At 54.6% G+C, this 16,290-nt stretch carries 13 protein-coding genes; 9 read left to right on the top strand and 4 right to left on the bottom strand.

Annotated features, from left to right (window positions below; genetic code table 11):
* The first annotated feature begins 323 nt into the window (after nt 1-323).
* Nucleotides 324-2,411, top strand: coding sequence for a TonB-dependent copper receptor (locus G9Q73_RS07480; RefSeq protein ID WP_177419232.1), 2,088 nt, complete (start codon nt 324-326; stop codon nt 2,409-2,411).
* A 163-nt stretch (nt 2,412-2,574) separates the two neighbouring features.
* Here G9Q73_RS07480 and G9Q73_RS07475 read toward each other — a convergent pair whose 3' ends face one another.
* The 4 genes from G9Q73_RS07475 to G9Q73_RS07460 all read right to left on the bottom strand — a co-directional run bounded on the left by G9Q73_RS07475 (nt 2,575) and on the right by G9Q73_RS07460 (nt 8,199).
* Nucleotides 2,575-2,892, bottom strand: a complete 318-nt coding sequence (locus G9Q73_RS07475) for a DUF2934 domain-containing protein (RefSeq protein ID WP_177419231.1) — start codon at nt 2,890-2,892, stop codon at nt 2,575-2,577.
* Between the two features lie 77 nt (nt 2,893-2,969).
* A complete protein-coding gene (locus G9Q73_RS07470; RefSeq protein ID WP_177419230.1) occupies nt 2,970-4,538 on the bottom strand; it encodes a GTPase in 1,569 nt (522 codons plus the stop codon).
* Nucleotides 4,535-6,265: a GTPase domain-containing protein gene (locus G9Q73_RS07465; protein ID WP_177419229.1), complete on the bottom strand. Its 1,731-nt coding sequence runs from the start codon at nt 6,263-6,265 to the stop codon at nt 4,535-4,537. Before G9Q73_RS07465 ends, G9Q73_RS07470 begins: the two co-directional genes overlap by 4 nt.
* Before the next feature lie 299 nt (nt 6,266-6,564).
* On the bottom strand, nt 6,565-8,199 hold the full coding sequence (locus tag G9Q73_RS07460) for an alpha-D-glucose phosphate-specific phosphoglucomutase (RefSeq protein WP_177419228.1): 1,635 nt from the start codon (nt 8,197-8,199) through the stop codon (nt 6,565-6,567).
* 236 nt (nt 8,200-8,435) lie between these two features.
* On the opposite strand from G9Q73_RS07460, the gene htpG reads away from it, so the two are divergent.
* The 8 genes from htpG (at nt 8,436) to pgsA (ending at nt 16,259) form a co-directional block, all read left to right on the top strand.
* Nucleotides 8,436-10,343 carry a molecular chaperone HtpG gene (gene htpG / locus G9Q73_RS07455; RefSeq protein ID WP_177419227.1) on the top strand — a complete coding sequence of 636 codons (1,908 nt, stop codon included), beginning with the start codon at nt 8,436-8,438 and terminating at the stop codon, nt 10,341-10,343.
* Between the two features lie 226 nt (nt 10,344-10,569).
* Entirely contained in the window at nt 10,570-11,202 is a 633-nt protein-coding gene (gene adk, locus G9Q73_RS07450; RefSeq protein WP_177419226.1) for an adenylate kinase, read from the top strand.
* Nucleotides 11,203-11,361: 159 nt separating this feature from the next.
* The gene (gene trxA, locus G9Q73_RS07445) at nt 11,362-11,739 is read left to right on the top strand and encodes a thioredoxin (protein WP_177419225.1); all 378 of its coding nucleotides are present in this window, start codon (nt 11,362-11,364) and stop codon (nt 11,737-11,739) included.
* Between the two features lie 107 nt (nt 11,740-11,846).
* The gene (locus G9Q73_RS07440; protein WP_177419224.1) at nt 11,847-12,335 is read left to right on the top strand and encodes a DUF1249 domain-containing protein; all 489 of its coding nucleotides are present in this window, start codon (nt 11,847-11,849) and stop codon (nt 12,333-12,335) included.
* 109 nt (nt 12,336-12,444) lie between these two features.
* Nucleotides 12,445-13,092, top strand: a complete 648-nt coding sequence (locus G9Q73_RS07435) for a response regulator (RefSeq protein ID WP_177419223.1) — start codon at nt 12,445-12,447, stop codon at nt 13,090-13,092.
* Entirely contained in the window at nt 13,092-13,715 is a 624-nt protein-coding gene (locus G9Q73_RS07430) for a uracil-DNA glycosylase (RefSeq protein ID WP_177419222.1), read from the top strand. Before G9Q73_RS07435 ends, G9Q73_RS07430 begins: the two co-directional genes overlap by 1 nt.
* A gap of 120 nt (nt 13,716-13,835) precedes the next feature.
* Nucleotides 13,836-15,668, top strand: a complete 1,833-nt coding sequence (gene uvrC / locus G9Q73_RS07425) for an excinuclease ABC subunit UvrC (RefSeq protein ID WP_177419221.1) — start codon at nt 13,836-13,838, stop codon at nt 15,666-15,668.
* Between the two features lie 6 nt (nt 15,669-15,674).
* Complete coding sequence (pgsA, locus tag G9Q73_RS07420; protein WP_177419220.1) at nt 15,675-16,259, top strand: CDP-diacylglycerol--glycerol-3-phosphate 3-phosphatidyltransferase; 585 nt, start codon at nt 15,675-15,677, stop codon at nt 16,257-16,259.
* The last annotated feature ends 31 nt before the right edge of the window (nt 16,260-16,290 follow it).

Raw genomic sequence — 16,290 nt, 5'->3', positions numbered from 1 at the left:
TTTATCGACCCTGTTTGAGCGCATCGTAACCCAACGCTTGGGCTTGAAATTCGCGGAGAGTGTTGGGTTACGGTACACGCTTGGCTTTGGAGGAAATGTTTTTCTTAGCGGTGATGTGTACCTAACCCAACCTACGAGGTTTCAGGCACTGATTCCCGGCATTGCGATTGCGCCAAATGACACATCAAGTGAGTGAAATGCCACACTCTATCGGGCTGGCATTCAATTGGTATCAAAGGAAGTTATTGAATAACAAATAGATAAAAAGTTGGCACCCTCTTTGCTTTATTGGATGGAATATAACAATAGAAGAGGTAGGATCCATGAAGTTGAAGACCCTTGCAGTAGCCATCAGCAGTATGTTGGCAGCCCAACCGCTCTTTGCGGCCGACCAACCTGAAGTGCTTTCCGATGTTGTGGTCGAAGGTGAGGCGCAATCCTCTCCCGCGCTAACTGTCATGCCGTTGGACGAGCCATCCCAGGGCATGCCGGCAGATGCCGCTGATCTGCTTCGTGGTGTCACAGGTGTCTCCGGCGCGCGCATGGGTGGCCATGGAATCGAGCCGATCATTCGCGGCCAGAGCCAGAATCGCCTAAATATCCTGCTGGATGGTGCCTATATCCATGGCGGCTGCCCCAACCGAATGGATCCTCCCACTGCCTATTCTGCGATGGAGAGTTACGACAGTGTGACCGTAATCAAAGGTTCCCAGACGGTACTCTACGGTGGCGGCGGTAGTGGCGGCACAGTGTTGTTTGAGCGCGGTGTACCCGAGTTCGATGAGGGTGATCACTTCAAGGGCAAGGTGGATGCCGGTTATAAGAGCAACTCCGGGACCAAGGAGATCTCTGCTGATCTGGCGGCCGGTGCCGAGACCGGTTATGTCAGGGGTGTGTTTGGCTACAAGGACGCAGACAACTACGAGGATGGCGATGGTCAGGAGGTTCGTTCTGCTTATAACACCCGTTCAGGAAATCTGACAGCGGGATATACACCAGACAAGGATACCCGGATTGAACTCAATCTCGAAGCGAATCGAGAGCGTGATGTACTCTTTTCCGGCGCCAACATGGACTCTCCAGAGAGCGATTCTGACAATATTCGATTAAAGTTTGACCGGCAGGCGACGGTGGGGCCATTCACCGCTTTGAAAGCCAACATCTACAAGACCGATGTCACTCACCTCATGGATAACTACTCTCTGCGGGAACGTACGGCGATGTCAAATGCGAAGACGCCGACCACCTCGGACACGCTTGGTGGGCGTGCCAGTGGTGACCTGATGTTTGGGAACAAGATGCTGACCCTGGGTGTCGATTACCAGAAAAATGACCGTGATGCAGAGCGTCTGACGGCTGCAGATATGATGCTGACCACTGATCCGACAATAGTGCAGTCGATCATGTGGCCAGGAGCTGAACTGGAGCAGACAGGTTTTTTCGCAGAATTGTCGATGCCGATGAATCAGGATGACAGCCTCAAGGCGGGTATTCGTTACGACAAGGTCAATGCCTCCATTTCAAGGGGTGCCGAAAAGCCGCAGGTAGGTATGAGTCCGACGCCGAATGATCTCTATGCGCTCTATTATGCTCAGGCATCGGAGAGCAGTGACGAGAATAATATCGGCGGTTTTCTGCGTTATGAACATGCCATCGACAATGGCAATCTCTTCATGGGTGTCAGCCGCAGCGTGCGCACGGCGGATGCCAGTGAACGTTATATTGCCAGTTTCATGAGGATGGGCGCCATGGTGCTGGACTGGGTGGGCAATCCGGAACTCGACCCTGAACAACATCACCAGATTGAGGCAGGTTTTGAGGTCTACGGAGATGTCTGGTCGAGCGGTTTTACTGCCTATTACAATGATGTCAGTGACTATATTCTGCGGGATCGGGCGCGTGGCCAGGAGGGTATTCTGCTCGCCAATGGAGCCACCATCTACCGCAACATCGAAGCCAGATTCTATGGACTGGAGTGGGAAGGATCTTATTTCATATCGAACTCACTCTCCGGCCGGGCAAGTCTCGCCTATGTGAATGCGGAAAATACCACCGACAGTCGTCCCATCGCCCAGATCTCGCCGCTTGAGATGACCCTGGGTGCGGATTACACCACAGGTGCTTGGGATTTTGGCGGTACCGTCAGAGCGAATGCCGAACAGACGCGGGCCGATATCATTGACGGAAGTGGTCAGGATGTCGGGGAGACTGCAGGGTGGGTAGTGCTCGATCTTTTCGGCAGTTATGCTGTAACCGATAGCGCCAATGTGCGCTTTGGTGTCAACAACCTGTTCGACAAGAGCTACGCTTATCATGTGAATCGGGCAAATCTTGATCCCTTCAGCCCTGAAGCGATCCAGGTCAACGAGCCTGGCCGTGAGCTTTGGGTGAAAGGTTCAGTGAAGTTCTAAAAGGCAATAACGCAGGCACGGGCTTTTAGCCGTGCCTGCGCTTCAAACTATCTGTTATTGCATTTTCATTGCAGGCCGGTTCGAGCGTAGCAGAACCGGCAAGCCGCTTTGTTGCCTGATCCGCTGCGCTTGATCAGGCCTACAGGTTCTAGCGGATAGAGGTTTATCTGTTGCCCAGCATATCATCCACGATCTGTTCACACTCAAACCAGTCGTTCTGGTCACTTCCATAATCGAAGTTGCGCTGCTCCGCCCGGTAATAGGCCATAGTGGCGATCATCTCGTAGCGTTCGCGGGGACTGATTACGGGCTTAGCGGGTTTGGCGGCGGCAACCCTTTTCTTGGCCGGCATAGCTTTTTTCTTAGCTGCCACCTTCTTTTTGGCGACAACTTTTTTCTTGGCAGCCACCTTCTTTTTGGTCACACTCTTTTTGCTGACTTTGGGTCTTTGGGTCTCGTCGTTCTTTGTTTTCTTACTCAAGTTTACTTCTCCTGATTGCGGTCATGATAACCGCACATTCTATACAAAAAACAGGAACAAGCCATTACCAATAGGGATTATTGGGGAGATGGTCTGTTTTTCAATGCCTCAAGATGGCTGAGACGGCTTCCTTCCTGTTCCAGCCAAAGTGACTCAAATTCTGATTTCCAGGCATCGACTGCTGCATGAATGCCTTCGGTGAGTCCTTTTGAGAGGGTGCCTGCGATCGAAGGGTGCAGTTTTCTTTGCACCAGCCAGGGAATGAACCAGGCAAGCAGAATCAGCAGGCCTGAGTGGACGGCAAAGTCGATGCCCAGAAAATGCCCCTCTCCCTGAGTGCCGGCATGAAAACGGCTAATGATGTGATAGATTGCCCACCCAGCTGCCGATAGCGGCAAAAACCAACTCATCTCCCCCGTTATTTTATAGAAAAATCGTTGTACGGCTGTGCCTGGTTTGACCAGCGCCTTGCCTACGGAGCTTTCCAGTTGCGCCTTAAAAGTCGATTGCAGCTTCTCTGGAATGGCAGTGAGTGGTCCGGCATAAGGGGTTACCGGGATGTCATGCTGGCCAAGCAGATTTTCGAGTTCTGTGGTCAAGTCACTGATAAGGTCGTTGAAGCGTTCACTCCAGATCTGTTCAATCACTTGCTTCGTGGTCGGAAGCGAGGTGGGCAGGGTTGTTTGACGCTTGAAGAGGGATTGCGATAGCTGCTCCTGCGCCAGGAGTGTCTGCTTGAGGACCGTGCGATTGAGCAGAAGCGCATCTTCGATCTCATTAAGCCACTCTACTGTGGTCTCCTGCCAGGCATCGGCCACTTCAGAGCGCCCAAACCCTTCGAGGCGTTGTCTGAGCGCCTGTTCAACCGCGTGCAGTTCATTGAGCCGTGCCTGTATGCCAAGCTGTTGCAGCAGCGCAAGCCCGTGTGCTTCGATTGCATGATTGATGGTCTGTTCCAGCTGAGGGAAGTCGTCGTCACCCCCGTTTTTTCGGCAACTGGTGCGCAGAATATTGGGTGTATCGAATGTCTCTTTTTGTAATCGCTGTCGAAAGTCCTCCAATTGCGGATCTGACCCCCGATCCCAATGGTTCATAACAAACAGCCAGTGGTGTTTTGCGCTACGCTGTTGCAGCAGACGCCAACCGACATCGTCATGGTAGCGCTCGGGACTGACCACATAGACCAGCCAGTCGATATAGGGCAGCCAGGCCTCTACCTGCTCCCTGTGTGACTGTTCCACGCTGTCGAAGTCAGGCATGTCGAGCCATGCAATCAGGCGGCGGGTCTCATCCTGATGGTAGGCGATCCGGGTATGCTCAACAGGTAGTTCGTCTGGTAGTTTTCCCAGCTGATAATCTTCGTGAAGGTAGAGGGTTACCTCCTGTGAGGTGGGACGCTGCACACCGGTGCGGGCAATGTCCGCCCGGGCAAGACGGTTGAGCAGACTACTCTTGCCGACACCGGTACCACCGAAGAAGGCGACGATCAAAGGACGCTGCCCCTGCTGGGCAAAGAGCGTGTCGGCTTGTTGCTGCTCGATCTGCTGAAACCGCGCCAGATCGCTGCTGTTGAGCCAGCCATCCTGCTGCGCGGTCTCGGCCCATTGCTTGAGGCCCTGATACTGCTGTTTGAACTGTTCGATCATTGTGTCAAGGCCTCCAGCTCCGACTCTGCCGCAAACAGTTGTTGTTGGTCGATGAGGCAGAGTCCAGGGGCGGAGAGATTTTCCGGCAACCCCAAAAGTGCCCGCTTCAGCACATCGGCAAATAGCTGTTCCCTGACGGCCTTCAATTGGATTGCCTTCAAGTCCTGTTCCACAGTATGCATGTAGTGTCCCAGTGCCCCCTCGGTGAGCAGGGTGGAAAATGAGAGCATCGCCGGGGCGAGGATCAGGTCGTTCAGCCCGATGCCGCCGGTCTTCAGTGCTAACGCCAGTGCAGCGACATCTGCGGTGACACGGGCGGCTCTCAGGCTGTTGAGAGTGGCGGGGTGTTTTTGCAGATGGATAAAGAGCCTCTGGCTTGCGTTTTCGATTTCACTCTCGAAAAGTTGCTGATGGTGTTTCGCCGTTTCCAGCGCCTGTGTTTCGATTGTTTTGCGCTCGGAGGAGAATTGGTTCAACAGGCTCTGCCACCATCCTGGCACATTTTGGCCAGATATCGCCTGCTCTCCGATCTCCCGCTGCAACCTCAATAACAGGTGGTTTACTGCATCAGTCAATACGCTGATCTCGTGGTCCGGGCTGGTCGAAGCGGACTTGCCGCTCTTGTGACGATAGATGGCCTGTAGTTTTCTAGCGGGCCAGGAAAGGAGTTCACGGGCTTTGACCAGTCCCCCGGCAATGCCCGGAATCTCTATCAGCTCAAGCAGCCGGGCGAGGGTGCGTTGCAGGGTGTCACTGTAGTGCGGATTTTCGAGATAGTCCCGTTCATAGAGCGCGATGGATTCCTCGATAGTGGCTTCAACCAGTGATTGCCAATATTGCCCTGCGGCAATCTCCTGGCGTACTGTTTCAGTCCAGCTCGGCCAGTGCTGTTGCAGTAGCTGTTGCAGATGATTTGCTGGAAAGGGTTGTGGCCGTCGTCCGAGCTGTTCGCTGATGGCCCGCCGCAGTTCGGTTGCGCTCTGAGTGGCTTGCAGCTGTTCGTCTCCCATTACGAAAGGGAGAGGTATGACGTCGAGGGCTTCGATTTGCTCTTTTTTCAGTCGCTGCCGAATCTCCCGCTCCAATAATTCAGCTTCTTCCAAAGTTGTCTTGTTCAGACAAATCAGTAGTGGCGTATGCAGTGGGGCGATGAGTCGTAATAACTGCCATACAGACTGGTCGGCGTATTTTTCCCGGCTGACAACCAGGAGGATAAGGTCAGCCATGGCACACAATACAGGTACGCGTTGCCGGTAGCTGCGTGAGCTGACCGAATCGAAATCGGGGCTGTCCCAGACAATGGCGGGCACGAAAAAGCCTGTGCTGGCACTGCTGATGGCTCGAAGCGTATAACCCAGAGGGTCTGCAGCATCGAGCGTCTGCTTCAGTTGCCAGCCGGGAAACTGTTTTGCGATTGCAAGCTGTTGCGTTTCGCTGAGCGCGACTGTGGCAAATCCCTGGGGGTGTTGGGTAAAACCGGCGAGGGGACTCGCTTCCGCCAGCGGTTCCTCCAGCAACAGGTTGACCAGGCTGCTTTTACCCGATTGGGTGGGGCCGACTACCATCAACTGTCGAAGGGCAGACGTTTCTTCAGATAGACGATATCGTCTCAGCAGTGCGTCAGCATAGATGAGTGCATCCGATTCGAAGTCGGGGATCTCCGGCCTTGTCTCCAAGCAGGAGATAAGCCGGGTGACGAGTTGCTGTAGATGTTCCAGGTTAGCCACGCACTATGGAATTAAAATAATCATCCGCAAACAACGCCAATGAACGCTAATAAATAACTGTAGGCCAGTTCAAGCGTAGCGGAACCGGCAACATACGATCCTCAAACGCCCGATCCGCTATGCTTGATCGGGCCTACATTTGCGTTTTCAGGAGCGTTTCCGGACAGACACTTAAATGGCATCTATCCGGAAACCCATATCTAACCACGAAGCACACGAAGAAGATTTATTGTTAATCCATTTCTTACCTTCGTACTCTTCGTGTGCTTCGTGGTAAAAACAGTGTTTCCGGACGGGCACTAAGTAATAACCGTCGGTTCGCTGCGGCCGGTTCTGCTCTCGATCTCCGCCAATGATTTAGCAATCTCCACCAGGGGTTGCATCACTGTCTGAGTCTCTTTGCCGTGGTTTGCAGGATCCGGCTCATAGACTTCCAGATAAACCCGCAGGGTGGCGCCTTCAGTGCCGGTGCCGGAGAGTCGATAGACGATACGGGAGCCATCGGTAAACCCAATGCGGATGCCCTGGTTCTTGGAAACGCAGCCATCTACCGGGTCGGTGTAGGTGAAGTCATCTGCATAGTCGACGGTGTAATCGTCCAGTGGGTTGCCGGGCAGTTCGGTGAGGTGATCCCGCAAGTGCTGCATCAGCGCTTCAGCTGCGGTTTTGTCGATCCCTTCATAGTCGTAGCGGGTATAAAAATTACGGCCAAACTGGTGCCAGTGATCTTTGACGATCTTGTCCACCGGCTCCTGGCGCACTGCCAGCAGGTTAAGCCAGAAGAGTACCGCCCAGAGTCCGTCTTTCTCCCTGATGTGGTCAGAACCGCTGCCGAAACTCTCTTCGCCACAAAGGGTGATGCGCTTTGCATCCAGCAGATTACCGAAGAACTTCCAGCCGGTGGGAGTTTCATAACACTCCAGCCCCAGACTTTCGGCGACTCTGTCCGCAGCCTGACTGGTAGGCATGGAGCGGGCGACGCCGCTGATGCCCTCTGAATAACCTTTGATGAGGTGTGCATTGGCGACCATGACCGCCAGACTGTCACTGGGGGTAACGAAAAAATCCCGTCCCAGGACCATGTTGCGATCGCCGTCGCCATCCGATGCGGCGGCAAAATCCACGGCATCCAGTCCACTGGAGAGCACGACGATCTCATTGGCGTGAACCAGATTGGGGTCGGGGTGGCCGCCACCGAAGTCCTCTTTGGGTTTTCCATTGATGACGGTGCCGGGTGCCGCGCCCAAGATCTCTTCCAGAATGCGTTTGGCGTAGGGACCGGTTATTGCGTGCATTGCATCGAAGCGCATCACAAACATGCCGGAGTTAAAAAGCTGGTGGATGCGTTTGAAGTCGAATAGCTCCTGCATCAGCTCCGCATAGTCGGTGACCGGATCGATCACTTCAATGGCCATCTCGCCCAGTGTCTGGGTGCCTATAGTATCGAGATCGACCGCCTCTCCTTTGGCGATACGGTATTCGCTGATTGCCTTGGTCGCCGCATAGATGGCCTCGGTCACCCCTTCCGGCGCCGGACCGCCGTTGGGCGTATTGAACTTGATGCCGAAATCCTCGTCCGGGCCGCCGGGATTGTGGCTGGCGGAAAGGATGATGCCACCGTCGGTCTTGTATTTTCGGATGACGCAGGATGCAGCGGGGGTGGAAAGCAGTCCTCCCTGGCCGACGATGACTTTGCTGATCCCGTGGGCGGCGGCCATACGGATGATGATCTGGCTCGCCTCCCGATTGTAGAAGCGGCCGTCGCCCCCAAGGACCAGGATGCCGCCTTTCAGATCCTGCTGGGTGTCGAAGATCGATTGGACGAAATTTTCCAGGTAGTGGGGCTGCTGGAATACCTTTACCTTTTTGCGGAGTCCGGAGGTGCCAGGGCGTTGATCGGAAAAAGGCTGGGTATTGACGGTAGACATTTCCATCGTGATCTTCCCGTTGAGTGAGTGCTGAGGGTGCCTATTCAACCACAGTCGAAGCCCTAATTAGAACCCCATCATATGGTTAAATACGTCTGCCGCTTGAATTCGAACCAGTCTATCCCCACTTTATTGTTCTGGATTTGTTAGAATCCGCCAAAATTTACCGTACTACTGTCACTATTCTTATCCGAACTGGCAGGATTGTAGATTATTGACTGCGATGGAGGTCGCTTTCACCCATGTCTGTTGAAGCACAAAAAGAGACCCTGGAGTTCCAGGCGGAAGTCAGTCAGGTTTTGAACCTGGTTATACGATCTCTCTACAGCAACAAAGAGATCTTTCTGCGCGAATTGATCTCGAATGCCTCGGACGCGGCAGAGAAGCTGCGTTTTGAGGCGCTAACCGATGACGCTCTCTTCGAAGACGATCCGGATCTGAAGATCCGCGTCACCTTCGACGAGGAGGCGGGAACACTTACCATCTCCGATAACGGCATTGGCATGAACCGACATGAGGTGGCCGAGACCATAGGCACCATCGCCAGTTCCGGCACCAAGAAGTTCTTCGAATCGATGACGGGTGATCAGAGTAAGGACAGCGAGATGATCGGCCAGTTTGGTGTCGGTTTCTACTCCTCCTTCATCGTTGCCGACAAGGTGACACTGGTTACACGCCGCGCCGGTCTGGGTGAGGAGCATGGTGTGCGTTGGGAGTCGGACGGGCAGGGCGCCTACAGCATTGAAAACTTCGATAAGCCAAGTCGGGGTACCGATGTAATCCTTCACCTCAAGGAGGATGAGAAGGAGTTCCTGGCGGGCTACCGTCTGCGCGGCATCATCTCCAAGTTCTCCGATCACATCTCCATGCCGGTTGAAATGGAGAAAGAGTTCTACGGTGAGGATGAAGAGAAACCCGAGACCCCTGAATTTGAACGGGTCAATACCGGTACCGCTTTGTGGATGCGCGCCAAATCTGAGATATCAGATGAGGAGTACGACGATTTCTACAAGCACGTCTCCCACGATTTCGAAGCGCCGCTGGCCCACGCCCATAACCGGGTGGAAGGTAATAACGAATACTCTGCACTGCTCTACATTCCGAGTCGCGCCCCCTTCGATATGTGGGACCGGGATCAGAAACACGGGGTGAAACTCTTTGTGCGCCGTGTCTTCATCATGGACGAGGCGGAAAAACTGATGCCGCGCTACCTGCGCTTCGTTAAGGGAGTGGTCGATTCCGACGACCTGCCGCTCAACGTCTCCCGTGAGATCCTGCAGCACAACCGCAAGATCGACACCATCCGCCAGGCCAACACCAAACGTGTGCTGGGTGTGCTGGAGAAGATGGCGAAAAACGATGCGGAAAAGTATCAGATCTTTTGGGATCAGTTCGGCAAGGTCATGAAAGAGGGACCCGCAGAGGATTTTGGCAGCAAGGACAAGATTGCAGCGCTGCTGCGTTTTGCCTCCACTCACAATGAAGGCGATGAGCAGAATGTCTCGCTGGATGATTACCTCTCCCGCATGCCTGATGGACAGGAGAAAATCTACTATATCACCGCCGAAAGTGCTGCGTCAGCCCGTTTCAGTCCCCATCTTGAGGTCTTCAAGAAAAAGGGCATTGAAGTCCTGCTGCTCTCCGACCGGGTGGATGAATGGTTGGTGTCCGGTCTTACCGAGTATGAAGGTAAGTCGCTACAGTCCGTGGCCAAGGGCGAACTCGACCTGGGTGACATGGATGACGAAGAAGAGAAGGCTTCTCAGGAGAAGCAGGCGGAGGAGCACAAGGGCCTGTTGGAAAAGATGAAGGAGGTGCTTGGCGAAGGTGTCAAAGAGGTGCGCATCAGCCACCGGCTTACCGACTCCCCTGCCTGTTTGGTAGTGGAAGATCACGATATGAGCGCTAACCTTGCCCGGGTACTCAAGTCCGTGGGTCAGGACGCGCCAGTCACCGCTCCAATCATAGAGGTAAATCTGGAGCATCCGCTGGTGGAACGTCTGGAAAACGAGGACGATGAGGCCCGTTTCGGGGATCTGACCCAGGTTCTGTTCGACCAGGCGCAACTGGCCGAGGGGGGGCAGTTGGACGACCCGGCCGCCTTCGTACGGCGCCTGAATAGCCTGATGCTGAATCTGTCGGGTAAATAGCGTTCGCACACAGTGGTATTTCTGTAGGTCGGGTTAGATGCGCAGTGTTTCAAGCCGGGTTTTGCCACCTGGCTTTGTGCGCATCGTAACCCGGCCTACGTTTCGATATTCTTCATCAATCACCATAAGACCCATATATCCACCCATTGATAGCCTCGAATAGTCGGCCGGGCAGTGCTGTGTCAGACTCGGTTCACCATAAACATACACCAGATGGAGCTTCATCATGCGCGTGATTCTGTTGGGCGGCCCCGGCGCCGGCAAAGGTACCCAGGCTAACTACATCAAGGAAAAGTACGGTATTCCCCAGATTTCCACTGGCGATATGCTGCGGGCTCACGTCAAAGCGGGCTCCGAGCTGGGCGTGGCGGCCAAGAAAATCATGGATGAAGGCGGTCTCGTTTCCGATGACATCATCATGGGCATGGTAAAAGAACGCATCACCGAAGATGACTGCAAGGGCGGCTATCTGTTCGATGGTTTTCCCCGCACGATTCCTCAGGCGGAAGCTTTAAAGGAAGCGGGTGTGCCGATCGACGCCGTGGTGGAAATCGATGTGCCGGACGAAGAGATCGTCAAGCGTATGGCCGGTCGTCGCGTGCATCTCGCATCCGGTCGTACCTATCATATTGTCTTCAACCCGCCAAAGGTTGAGGGTAAAGACGACGAAACCGGCGAAGATCTGATTCAGCGTGACGACGATAAGGAAGAGACTGTCAAGGCTCGCCTCAAGATCTATCACGATCAGACTGAGCCGCTGATCGCATTCTATGAAAAGGAAGACTGCAACTATGTGAAGATCAACGGTGTCGGTAGCGTCGATGGTATTCGCGACCAGATTTTTACCGGTCTGGGCTGAAGAGACAGGCCTGGAAACAGAGAGCCGGGATTTCCCCGGCTTTTTTGTGAAGAAACTCAACCGAAGAATTAAAGTGATGCCCGTCTGACAGACGGATGACTTTATTAGAACGTCCTGATATTATTCTGGCGGATTTCACTGGATTTAAGAGGCTGCAACGTGGCTGTCGTAGAGCTGACCAAAGAAAATTTTAACGAGACCATTTCCGACAACGATTTTGTGATTATCGATTTTTGGGCGCCTTGGTGTGGTCCCTGCCGCTCCTTCGCGCCGACCTATGAGAAGGTTTCGGAGGGTCATTCCGAGATCGTTTTTGCCAAGGTCAATACAGAGGATGAGCAGGACCTGGCAATGCAGTTCCAGGTTCGTTCCATTCCGACCCTGATGATTTTCCGCGAGCAGATCATCATCTTCTCCCAGCCCGGCGCACTGCCGGAGTCAGCTTTCAAGGAGCTGATTGGCCAGGCCGGTGGACTGGACATGGATGAGGTTCGTGCCCAGATCGAGGAAGAACAGAAGGGCGAGCAGAACGCCTGATTATTCTGTTGAATTGAAGAGAAAACCCCGGTAGTTCGGACTGCCGGGGTTTTTTTTATGGGGCAGACAGCTAAAATTCATATGCGTCGATCACCGGTTTCAGGATCATGAGAGCACCTTACTATCCCTGGAGTTTGAGAAGTCTGCTGAGTGGGCGGCCAACGATTGGTGTGGTGATCGATCTCAGCGAAGAGAACTATAGCCTGCTGATGCGTATGGCCCCGGAGCTGCACTTGATCAAAGGCGAGCTGCTCTCATGTCTTGATCATGGCATGGATCTGCATCTGGAGATCAAGGAGCAGACACCATACACAACACTTCTCCATTTGACCTACTATTTCCCCCATGCCACCGGGCACTATCCCGACCCTGACGCAATGTTGCGTGTCTATCACGATTCACGACAGGTGGATGTGATCGATATTCGCCAGTCGGCACTGCCTCTCAAGCGTTGGGGCGATAATCCTACGCTCGAACAACGTTGGAAGATCAATCTCTTTCTCTCTAAATGGCTGGCTTATTGTGTGCTGCAGGGACACAGTTTCAACCCGGGAGGGGCCGGGTTTTCCGGTGTCCATGCCTTCGAAGCACTGTAAGCAAGTACATTGTTTCTCAACTGTTAACAACACTGTAGAATCCACGGGTGCTTAGGCATGGGTGAATGCAGATGCGGGACGCAGCTTTTCAGTGTTTTATGGGGAATCTATGATTCGGGTATTGCTGGTTGACGATCATGAGTTGGTGCGAACCGGTGTCAAGGGTATTCTCGAACGTGCCTCTGATATTGAAGTCGTGGCAGAGGCAGCCAGCGGTGAAGATGCGCTGCAGATGGTTCAACAGACCTCTCCCAATGTGGTTTTGATGGACGTGAATATGCCGGGCATCGGTGGTATCGAGGCAACCCGGCGCATCCTGCGTATCAATCCTGCCCTGAAAGTCATAGCATTGACCGTACTTGATAACGATCCATTTCCCGCCCGGCTAAACGAGGTTGGGGCCGCAGGATACCTTACAAAAGGTTGTCCGGCAGAGGAGATGATCAAAGCGATCCGCACTGTCCACCAAGGCGAACCCTATGTCTCGTCGGAGATGGCGAGAAAACATATTCTTACCGATTGGAAGCGTCAGTCCGCAACGCCTTTCCAGGAACTCTCATCACGGGAGATGCAGGTCATGCTGCTAATCCTGGAGGGTCAACGCAATCAGGAGATCTCGGACGGGCTTTGCCTGAGTCCGAAGACCGTCAGTACCTACCGTCAGCGCATCTACGAGAAACTCGATGTGCGTAACGATGTGGAACTGACCCGTCTCGCCTATCGTTACGGTATCCTCAACGACAACGGCCAGAGCTGATGCCGTTCAATCTGGAGTGCCGTCTCTGCCCGAGGCTGGCGACCTTTCTTGATCAGGTCAAAGCCGACTACCCGGCCTACCATGCGCGCCCGGTAGCCCCGTTTGGCGCCCCTGACGCCCAGCTGCTCATCGTCGGGCTGGCGCCAGGTATGCACGGGGCCAATGCAACCGGCCGTCCTTTCACCGGTGACCATGCCGGCATCCTGCTCTATGAAACGCTGCACAGATTCGGTTTCGCCAGCGCCCCGGAATCCCGTTCTGCGGATGATGGACTGACACTGCACAACTGCCGTATTACCAATGCGGTGAAGTGTCTGCCGCCACAGAACAAACCCGTGGGTGCTGAGATCAACGCCTGCAACGGTTTTCTTCGGGAGGAGTTGCAGATGCTTGCAGGGAACAGTGTGATCCTTGCGCTCGGTTCCATTGCCCATAAGGCGGTAGTGAAGGCCTGCGATGGTAGGCAGAAGGATTATCTTTTTGGCCATGCTGCCGAGCATCAACTACCCAGCGGGTTGCGGCTGCTCGATTCCTACCATTGCAGCCGTTACAACACCCAGACCAAACGTCTCACCCCCAAGATGTTCCATGCGGTTTTTGCCCGTGCAAGGAAACTGCTTTAGACATCTAACGGAACGTAGGATGCAGGTGAGCTTGCGAACCGCATCATTCGCGATCGACGTTCCGGCACTGCGCTGTTTGACTCCGACCTTCTGCTATTTTAAGTCGGTATAATGTGCTCCATGAGTGAGACACCGTCCCACCCCGGCTTTGATGCCAAGACTTTCCTCTCGACACTGACCACCCGTCCCGGTGTCTACCGGATGCTGGGCCAGGATGACAAACTCCTCTATGTCGGCAAAGCGAAGAACCTGAAAAAGCGGGTCAGCAGCTACTTCAGTCGCTCCCTGAACCGGCGTATCCAGCTGATGGTCTCCCAGATCGAGGGCATCGAGGTGGTGGTGACCCATACCGAAGCGGAAGCGCTGATCCTGGAAAACAACCTGATCAAGTCGCTGAAGCCCAAGTACAACATTCTGCTGCGGGACGACAAGAGCTATCCCTACATCCATCTCTCCACTGATCAGAAGTTTCCCCGTCTGAGCTTTCGACGTGGTGCCCGCACCGGTAAGGGGCGCTATTTCGGCCCCTATCCCAGTGCCGGTTCGACCCGCGAAACACTGCAGATTCTGCAAAAACTCTTCTCCGTGCGTCAGTGCGAAGAGAGTTTCTTCCGCAATCGCTCCCGGCCCTGCCTGCAGTATCAGATCAAACGGTGTGATGCCCCCTGCGTCGACCTGGTCGATGAAGAGACCTACGCCAGAGATGTGCGACATGCGGTGCTTTTTCTGGAAGGCAAGGCCAACCGTGTGATCGATGAACTGGTGGCGCGCATGGAGTCAGCCTCCCAGACACAGGCGTTTGAAAAGGCGGCGCTCTACCGGGATCAGATCAAACGGCTGCGGCGTATTCAGGAGCGGCAGTATGTCAGCGGGGAGGGCGGCGATCTCGATATCGTGGCGGTCTCCCTGATAGGAAGCAGTGCTTGTGTGCAGGTCTTTTTTATCCGCTCTGGACGCAATCTGGGCAATAAGAGTTTCTACCCGGGGTTACCCTCCGGGGCCAGTGAGGCCAGTGTGCTGTCGGCGTTTGTCTCTCAATACTATCTCGACAAACCGGTGCCTTCCGAGATTATCCTTAATAAGGAACCGCAGGACAGAACCCTGCTGCAAGAGGTGTTAAGTAACCAGTCGGGACACAAGGTGCGTCTCAGCAGCCGGGTCAGAGGTGAGCGGGCTCGCTGGCTCAGGATGGCCGAAGGCAATGCGGAGCTGGCGCTCAAGGCCCGGTTAGCCAGCCGTATCGATATGGAGGGGCGGCTGGAAGCGCTGCAACAGGCACTGGATCTGCCGGAACTGCCCGCTCGCATGGAGTGTTTCGACATCAGCCATACCCGAGGTGAACTGACTGTGGCCTCCTGCGTGGTGTTCAACGAGCAGGGGCCGCTGAAGTCCGACTATCGCCGTTTCAATATTGAGGGGATCACGCCGGGAGACGACTATGCCGCCATGCAGCAGGCGCTGGAACGCCGCTACACCCGTATCAAAAAAGGTGAGGTGCCGTTGCCGGATATCCTCTTCATCGACGGCGGCAGGGGGCAGCTCGGCGTAGTGGAGGCGAGTCTGCGGGAGTTGGGGATTTCCGAGTTGACTCTGGTGGGCGTGGCCAAGGGAGCGGATCGAAAAGCCGGAATGGAGCAGCTCTTCTTGTTAGGCAGCAATACGCCGATTATACTGCCTGCGGACTCCCCCGCCCTGCATCTGGTTCAGCAGATTCGGGACGAGGCCCATCGCTTCGCCATCACTGCTCATCGACAGCGTCGAGAGCGTAGACGCAGAACCTCGGTGCTGGAGGAGATCCCCGGCATCGGTCCCAAGCGGCGCCAAAGGTTGCTGAGACAGTTTGGTGGTCTGCAGGAGCTTGCCCGGGCCGGCATCGAGGATATATCGCGGGTGGAGGGCGTCAGTCTGAAGCTGGCGGAACAGATTTATCAGACCTTTCATGGAGAAGATTAGCTAAGCATGTGGAACATCCCCAATCTTCTCACCTTGCTGCGGATCGTCCTGATACCGGTCTTCGTGCTGATTTTCTATCTGCCGGTCGAGTGGGCGCGGATAGGCTGCGCCGCCGTCTTCTCTCTGGCTGCAGTCACAGACTGGCTGGATGGATTTCTGGCCCGCCGCTGGGGACAGGTGTCGCCCTTTGGGGCCTTTCTCGACCCGGTTGCCGACAAGCTGATGGTAGCCGTTGCTCTGTTATTGCTGGTGCAGTCGGAACCCACCCCCTGGCTGGCACTGCCCGCCGCCATCATTATCGGACGTGAGATCACCATATCGGCCCTGCGGGAGTGGATGGCCGCACTGGGGGCTCGGGCTCAGGTGGCGGTGTCTGTCATTGGCAAATTCAAAACTGCGGTTCAGATGCTGGCTATTCTGCTACTGATCATTCAGCAAGACTTGTGGGGATTGCCGATCCATACAGTCGGTTTTGTACTGCTCTATATATCGGCGATTCTGACGCTCTGGTCGATGATTATCTACCTGCGTGCAGCCTGGCCCAGTTTGAAGGGCCAGGTTGTGGTTGAGGGTGAACTGGAAAAAGAGTGAGCAACCTGATCCCATCCCACTCGAAATGTAG

It is taken from the genome of endosymbiont of Lamellibrachia barhami (assembly GCF_011947365.2).
Taxonomy (GTDB): domain Bacteria; phylum Pseudomonadota; class Gammaproteobacteria; order Chromatiales; family Chromatiaceae; genus QGON01.
This window is presented reverse-complemented; position numbering and strand designations above follow the sequence as displayed.

Bases quoted from the DNA above. Each gene is read 5' to 3' on its own strand.
- G9Q73_RS07480 (WP_177419232.1), top strand. From the start codon at position 324: ATGAAGTTGAAGACCCTTGCAGTAGCCATCAGCAGTATGTTGGCAGCC.
- G9Q73_RS07470 (WP_177419230.1), bottom strand. From the start codon at position 4,538: ATGATCGAACAGTTCAAACAGCAGTATCAGGGCCTCAAGCAATGGGCC.
- G9Q73_RS07460 (WP_177419228.1), bottom strand. From the start codon at position 8,199: ATGGAAATGTCTACCGTCAATACCCAGCCTTTTTCCGATCAACGCCCT.
- htpG (WP_177419227.1), top strand. From the start codon at position 8,436: ATGTCTGTTGAAGCACAAAAAGAGACCCTGGAGTTCCAGGCGGAAGTC.
- adk (WP_177419226.1), top strand. From the start codon at position 10,570: ATGCGCGTGATTCTGTTGGGCGGCCCCGGCGCCGGCAAAGGTACCCAG.
- G9Q73_RS07440 (WP_177419224.1), top strand. From the start codon at position 11,847: ATGAGAGCACCTTACTATCCCTGGAGTTTGAGAAGTCTGCTGAGTGGG.
- G9Q73_RS07435 (WP_177419223.1), top strand. From the start codon at position 12,445: ATGATTCGGGTATTGCTGGTTGACGATCATGAGTTGGTGCGAACCGGT.
- G9Q73_RS07430 (WP_177419222.1), top strand. From the start codon at position 13,092: ATGCCGTTCAATCTGGAGTGCCGTCTCTGCCCGAGGCTGGCGACCTTT.
- uvrC (WP_177419221.1), top strand. From the start codon at position 13,836: ATGAGTGAGACACCGTCCCACCCCGGCTTTGATGCCAAGACTTTCCTC.
- pgsA (WP_177419220.1), top strand. From the start codon at position 15,675: ATGTGGAACATCCCCAATCTTCTCACCTTGCTGCGGATCGTCCTGATA.